2 protein-coding genes are annotated in these 7,456 nt (G+C 75.9%); both read right to left on the bottom strand.

The genetic code is table 11. The features are described 5' to 3' along the window. Nucleotides 1-5,091 (bottom strand): beta-ketoacyl synthase N-terminal-like domain-containing protein (locus AXW62_RS38475; RefSeq protein WP_442267823.1); only part of this gene is annotated, 5,091 nt, incomplete at its 3' end. 8 nt (nt 5,092-5,099) lie between these two features. Further along, nucleotides 5,100-7,456: SDR family NAD(P)-dependent oxidoreductase (locus AXW62_RS38470; protein WP_159061068.1), on the bottom strand; the 2,357-nt coding region annotated here is incomplete at its 5' end.

Raw genomic sequence — 7,456 nt, 5'->3', positions numbered from 1 at the left:
GCGGGTGATGTCCCACGGGCGCACCGGCAGCGGTGCGATCCGTCCCTGTTCGAACAGCTCCACCAACTGGCGCAGCAACTCCCGCACCCGGTCCGCGGGAGCCTCCCCGCCCAGGTCGAACGCCCGGTAGCTGACCTCCGGGTGCCGCGCCGCGACCTCGCCCGGCTCCCGCAGGTCGGTCTTGCCCATCTCCAGGAACCGGCCACCGGGGCCCAGGAGACGGAGGGAGGCGTCGATGTGCTCGCCGGTGAGCGAGTTGAGGACGACGTCGGCGGCGGGGAAGGTGTCGGCGTAGCCGAGGTCGCGGCTGGAGGCGAGGTGGTCGGCGGGAATGCCGAGCCGGTGGAGGACGTGGTGTTTGGCGGGGTGGGCGGTGCCCAGGACGGTGGCGCCGAAGTGCCGCGCCAGCTGGACGGCGGCCATGCCCACGCCGCCCGCGGCGGCGTGCACCAGCACCGTCTCGCCCGGCCGGACGTCGCCGAGGTCCTGCAACGCGTACAGCGCGGTGAGGTACGCCACCGGCACCCCGGCCGCCGTGCCGAACGACCAGTGCTTCGGAAACCGGATCACCGTCCGCGCGTCGGCGGTGGCCAGCGGCCCGAACGAGCCGGAGAACAGCCCCATCACCCGGTCGCCCACGGCCAGGCCCTCGACCTCCGGGCCGACCTCGGTCACCACACCGGCGCCCTCGGTACCGATCACCGAGCGGCCCGGATACATCCCGAGCGTCACCAGCACATCGCGGAAGTTGAGCCCCGCGGCGCGGACCTCGATCCGCACCTGACCGGCGGCCAGCGGCGCGGTCCCGGCCTCGTCGGGCAGCAGCGCCAGATGGTCCAGGGTGCCGTACTCGGCCGCGTCCAGGTGCCACGACGGCCCCTCGGGCACCCGCAGACCGGGCTCGACCCGGGCCAGGCGCGGCACCCACAGGGCGTCACCGCGCACCGCCAGCTGCGGTTCGGCACCGGACCACACACCGGCGGGCAGCGCCCCGGGCGCGTCGTCGGCGTCCACCAGGAGCAGCCGCCCCGGGTGTTCGGCCTGCGCCGAGCGGACCAGGCCCCAGACCGCGGCGGCGGCCGGATCGGTGACCTCGGCGTCCCCGTGCACGGCGACCGCGCCACGGGTGACCACGGCCAGCCGTGTCCCGGCCGCGGCGTCGTCGCCGACCCACCGCTGGATCGCCGCCAGTACCCGGCCGGTGAGCTCCCGGGCCCGCGCGGGCGACTCGGTGACGTCCTCGGCCCAGCCGCGCGTGTCGGCGACGAGGACGTCCGGAAGGGCGCCCCCGGTGGCCGGTTCGCCGAGCGGAGCCCAGGAGACCGTCGTGTCCCGCGCGGAGTGTTCGGTCCACCGCACCGTCCACAGCGCGTCGTCGGCCGCGCCGCTCTCCAGCTGCGCCGGATCCACCGCCCGCAGGGTGAGCGCCTCCACGGAGGCGACCGTCCGGCCCGAGCCGTCGGTCAGCCGCACCGAGAAGGCGTCCTCCCCGGCCGGGCGGACGTGCACCCGGACCGCGGAGGCGCCGCCCGCGTACAGGCGGACGTTGTGCCACGCGAACGGCAGCAGGGTCACCCGCCGCTCCGGGTCGGCGGGCAGGCAGAAGCTGCCCGCGTGCAGGGCGGCGTCCAGCAGCGCCGGGTGGATGCCGAACCGCTCGGCCTCCGCGCCGGACGCCTCCGGCAGCACCACGTCACCGAAGACCTCACCGTCCCGGCGCCACGCGGCGACCAGCCCGCGGAACGCCGGTCCGTAACGGTATCCGGCGCCGGCCAGCCCGTCGTAGAAGTCCGCCACCGGGATCGGCTCGGCCTCCGCGGGCGGCCACGCGCCGGCCGTTTCCTCTCCCGGCTCCGGGCCCTGCGCCGTGAGAGTGCCGGTGGCGTGCTCGGTCCAGTCCGCGCCCCCGTCGGCGCGGGCGTAGATCCGCACCGTGCGCCGCCCGCCGTCGTCCGCGCCCACGACGACCTGGACGCTCAGGGCGGTGTCGCCGGGCAGCACCATCGGCTGCCCGATCACCAGCTCCTCCAGCACCGGGGTGCCGGTCTCGTCCCCGGCGCGGACCGCCATCTCCACCATGGCCGTGCCGGGCACCAGCACCGCCCCGGAGATGACGTGCTCGCCCAGCCAGGGCTGGGCCCGCACCGACAGGCGCCCGCTGAGCTGCACACCGCCCGTCTCCGGCAGCTGCACCACCGCGCCCAGCAGCGGGTGGCCCGCCTCCCCGAGCCCCACCGCGCCCACGTCGCCGGACCCGGGGGTCCGCTCCAGCCAGTAGTGCTCGTGCTGGAAGGCGTACGTCGGAAGACCGGTGCGCCGGGCGCCCGATCCGGCGAACAGGGCGGCCCAGTCCACCGGCACACCCCGTACGTACAGACCCGCCAGCCCGGCCAGCACCGCGTGGGCCTCCGGGACGCCCGGACGCAGGGACGGTACGAACGCGTCCCCCGCCGCCTCCTCCGTCTCCTCCTCCGGCAGGCAGTCCTGCCCCATCGCGGTCAGCACCCCGTCCGGGCCCAGTTCCAGATGGGTGCGCACGCCCTCGGCGGCCAGTGTGCGGACACCGTCCAGGAACCGCACCGCGCCGCGCACATGCCGTACCCAGTACTCCGGGGAGCACAGCTCTTCGGGGCCCGCCACCCGGCCGGTCAGGTTCGACACCACGGGCACCCGGGGCGGCGAGTAGACCAGCCGCGACGCCACCTCGCGGAAGGCGTCCAGCATCCCGTCCATGTGCGGGGAGTGGAAGGCGTGCGAGACCACGAGCCGCTTGGTCTTGCGGCCCCGCCGCGCCAGTGTCTCCGCCACCTCGGTGACCACGTCCCGGTCACCGGAGACCACCACGGACGTCGGGCCGTTGACCGCGGCGACGGAGATCCGGCCCTCCTTCCCCGCGAGCAGCGCGGTGACCTCCTCCTCGGCCGCCTCCACCGCGACCATCGCCCCCGTCGCGGCCAGTTCCTGCATCAGCCGGCCACGCGCCCGCACCAGCGTGCAGGCGTCCGGCAGGTCCAGCACCCCCGCCACATGGGCCGCGACCAGTTCGCCGATCGAGTGGCCCAGCACATAGGCGGGGCGCACCCCCCACGACTCCACCAGCCGGAACAGCGCCACCTCCACCGCGAACAGCGCGGGCTGGGTGAACGCGGTACGGTCCAGCAGCGCGGCCGTCGCCGACCCCTCCTCGGCGAAGACCACTTCGGAGAGCGGCACCTTGTCGTCCCCGGCGCGCAGATCGCCGAACAGGGCGCACACCTCGTCGAAGGCCCGCGCGAACACCGGGTACCGGTCGTACAGCTCCCGGCCCATCCCGGCTCGCTGGCTGCCCTGGCCGGTGAACAGCACCGCCACCTTCCCCGGGCCGGCGGACCCGGTGACCACCGACCGGGCCGGGGTGCCCGAGGCCAGGGCCTCCAGCCCCGCGACGGCCTGCCCGGCATCGGCGCACAGCACGACCGCGCGGTGGCCCAGCCCGGTCCGGGTGGTGGCCAGTGACCAGCCCACGTCCCGCGGGCTGTCGGCGGCGGTGTCCCGCACATGGCTCAGCAGCCGGCCGGCCTGGGCGCGCAGCGCCGCCTCCGTGTGGCCCGAGAGCACCCACGGCACCACCCCGCCGGTGGCGACCGGACCGGGTTCCGCGGATTCCTCCGGCGCCGTGGACGGTTCCGGCCGCGGGGCGTCCTCCGCCGGGGCCTGTTCGAGCACCAGGTGGGCGTTGGTGCCGCTGACGCCGAAGGAGGAGATCCCGGCGCGGCGCGGGCGTCCGGTCTCGGGCCAGGGCCGGGCCTCGGTGAGCAGGGACACCGCGCCCGAGGTCCAGTCCACCTTGGAGGTGGGCCGCTGCGCGTGCAGGGTCTTCGGCAGCCGGCCGTGCCGCAGGGCCATGACGGTCTTGATGACACTGGCGATACCGGCGGCGGCCTGCGCGTGGCCGATGTTGGACTTCAGCGAGCCCAGCCACAGGGGCTGGTCCGCCGGGCGGTTCTGCCCGTAGGTGGCCAGGACGGCCTGGGCCTCGATGGGGTCGCCGAGCGTGGTGCCGGTGCCGTGCGCCTCGACCGCGTCCACCTCGGCCACCGACAGCCCGGCGTTCGCCAGGGCCTGGCGGATCACCCGTTCCTGGGACGGGCCGTTGGGCGCGGTCAGGCCGTTGGAGGCGCCGTCCTGGTTGACGGCGGTGCCGCGGATGACGGCGAGCACCTCGTGGCCGTTGCGGCGGGCGTCGGACAGCCGCTCCAGGAGGACGAGACCGACGCCCTCGGACCACGTGGTGCCGTCGGCGTGGTCGCTGAAGGACTTGCAGCGCCCGTCGGGGGCCAGCCCGCGCTGGCGGGAGAACTCGACGAACGCGGTGGGCTGCCCCATGACCGCGACCCCGCCGGCCAGCGCCATGGAGCACTCACCGGACCGCAGCGCCTGGACCGCGAGGTGGACGGCCACCAGCGAGGAGGAGCAGGCGGTGTCCACGGTCACGGCCGGCCCGGTCAGCCCGAGCGTGTAGGACACGCGTCCGGAGATGACGCTGCCGGAGACACCGACCCCGAGATAGCCCTCCAGCCCCTTCGGCGCCTCACCCGGACCGCTGCCGTACCCCTGGCCGCTGCCCCCGGCGAACACCGCGATGTCCCGGCCCTCCACCGACCGCGGGTCCATCCCGGCCCGTTCGAAGGTCTCCCACGCGGTCTCCAGCAGCAGCCGCTGCTGCGGGTCCAGCGACAGGGCCTCGCGCGGGGAGATGCCGAAGAACGCGGCGTCGAACCCGCCCGCGTCCGCCAGGAACCCGGCCTCGCGCACATACGACGTGCCCACCGCGTCCGGATCGGAGTCGAACAGGGTCTCCAGGTCCCAGCCGCGGTCCGCGGGGAACGGCCCGATCGCGTCCCGCCCCTCGTCCACCAGCTCCCACAGCGACTCGGGGTCGGTCACCCCGCCCGGCAGCCGGCACGCCATCGACACGATCGCCACCGGTTCGGTGGACTCGGCGATCAGCCGGTCGTTCTCCCGCTTCAGCCGCTCGGCGTCCATCAGCGAGGTACGCAGCGCCTTGACCAGGTCTTCCCGGGACGCAGCCATGTGTACTCCTCTCCGCAACCGCGGCGTCAGTCGTTTCCGAAGGTCGTGCCGCGCATCGCCCGGCTCACCAGTTCGTCGGCATCCAGGTCCGCGATCGCGGAGGGTTCCGCCTCCGCCGCGGCGTTCGGGTCGCCGGCCGCGGAGTCCGCGAGGCGCACCAGCGCGTCCAGCACCCCCAGTTCGCGGAACCGGCGCAACGGCACCGAAGCCAGCACCCGCCGGATCTCCTCCTCGCGGCCCTCCGCGTCGGCGGCCCCGCCGTCCGCGGCCCCGCCCTGGTCGGGCACCAGCTCCGTCCGGAGCTTGCGGGCCAGCGCGGTCGGCTTCGGATAGTCGAACACCACCGTGGCGGAGAGCCGGAGGCCGGTGGCCGCGTTGACGCGGTTGCGCAGCTCCACCGCCGTCAGCGAGTCGAAACCGGTGTCCTTGAACGCGCGCTCCGGCTCCACCGCGTCCTGTGTGGCGTGCCCGAGCACGGCCGCCGCCTCACGCCGTACCAGATCGGTCAGGAACGCCTCCTGCTCCGGGCCGGTCAGCTCGGCCAGCCCGGCCAGGAGCACCTCCCGCTCCGAGGCGCCGCCGCCCGTGGTGTCCGCCGCCAGGATCTCGGCGACCTCGGGCAGCCGCCGCAGCAGCGGCCGCTCCCGGGCCATCGTGTACCCCGGCACGAACCGCGCCCAGTCGATGTCGGCGACGATCACATGCGGCAGGCCACCGGCCACGGCCCGCGCCATCGCCCGCAGCGCGGGCGCCGGGTCCATCGGCAGGACGCCGATCCGGCGCCACTGGTCGCCGCCGTCGGCGTCGATCATGCCGAGACCACCGCCCCAGCCGCCCCAGGACACCGACGTGGCCGCCAGCCCGTGCGCCCGCCGCCGCGCCGCCAGCCCGTCGAGGAAGGCGTTGCCGGCCGCGTACGGGGCCTGTCCACCGCTGCCCCAGACACCGGCGCCCGAGGAGAACAGCACGAACGCGTCGAGCGGGCGGTCGCCGAGGAGTTCGTCCAGCACCTGCGCGCCTTGGACCTTGGCCCGCGTCACCGCGGCGAACCGCTCGGCGGTCACCTCGGTCACCGGAGCGGACGCCAGCCCGGCCCCGGCGGTGTGCACCACCGCGGTCAGCGGATGGGTCCGCTCCGCCTCCGCCAGCACCGCGGCCACGCCGTCCCGGTCGGTCACGTCGCAGGCGGCCACGGTGACCTCCACCCCGGCCAGGTCCGCCACCAGTCCGGCCGCGCCCGGCGCGTCACCGCCCTGCCGGCTGAGCAGCACCACATGGTCCGCGCCACTCTCGGCGAGCCAGCGCGCCACATGCGAACCGAGCCCCCCGGTGCCGCCGGTGACCAGCACGGTGCCACGCGGCTGCCAGGCGCCGCCCGAACCGTCCCGGTCCCGCAGCATCCGGCGGGCGAACAGCCCGTCGGCGCGCACCGCGAGCTGGTCCTCCCCCTCCGGGGAGGACAGCGCGGCGCACAGCCCGTCCAGCACCGCCTGGTCGTCGTCCCCGTCCGCCCCTTCCGCCGGTTCCGCCGGAAGGTCGACCAGGCCGCCGAAGGTGTCCGGGTGGTCGAGCCCCAGTACGGCGCCGAAACCCCACACCGCCGACTGCACCGGATCGGCCGGCTCACCGGCCACCGCGACCCCGCCCCTGGTGACGCACCACAGCGGAGCGGTGACGTCGTGGTCGCGCAGCGCCTGCGCCAGCGCCAGCGTCGCCGCGGTGCCCCTGGACACCGTGCCGTACTCGGTGTCGGCACGGTCGTCCCACGAGAGCAGGGACACCACACCGGCACACCCGTGTGCCGGCTTGATCTGGTCGCCCAGCGCCTCCCGGCCGGTCTCGGACACCTCGGCGGTCACCACCTCGGCGCCCCGCGCGGCCAGGTGGTCCAGCACCGCGCGGACCCGCGCCGAATCCGCCCGCGCGGCCGGGACCAGCACCAGCAGGCGGCCCGGCAGCTCCGGCCCGGCCGCGGCCACCCGGGTCCAGCCGACCCGGTACCGCCAGTCGTCCGCGAGCGCGTCCTCCCGGCTGCGCCGGTGCCACGAGGCCAGCGCGGGCAGCACCGTGCCCAGGGCGTCCGCGTCCACCTCCAGGTCCCGCGCGAGCAACTCCGCGTCCCCGTCCTCGATGGCCGCCCACAGGGAACTGTCGGCGGGCTCGGCCGGCCTCGGTGTCCTGGCCGGCTCCAGCCAGTAGTGCCGGCGCTGGAAGGCGTACGTGGGCAGCGGCACCCGGCGCGCCCCGGCCCCGGCGAACAGGGCGGCCCAGTCCACCGGCACCCCGGCGGTGAACAGCTCGCCCAGCCCCGCCAGGACGCGGTCGGCGCCGCCGTCCTCCCGGCGCAGCGTCCCGGTGACCGTCGCCCGCACCTCGGGCAGCG

Source organism: Streptomyces hygroscopicus subsp. hygroscopicus (assembly GCF_001553455.1).
GTDB lineage: Bacteria > Actinomycetota > Actinomycetes > Streptomycetales > Streptomycetaceae > Streptomyces > Streptomyces hygroscopicus.
This window is presented reverse-complemented; position numbering and strand designations above follow the sequence as displayed.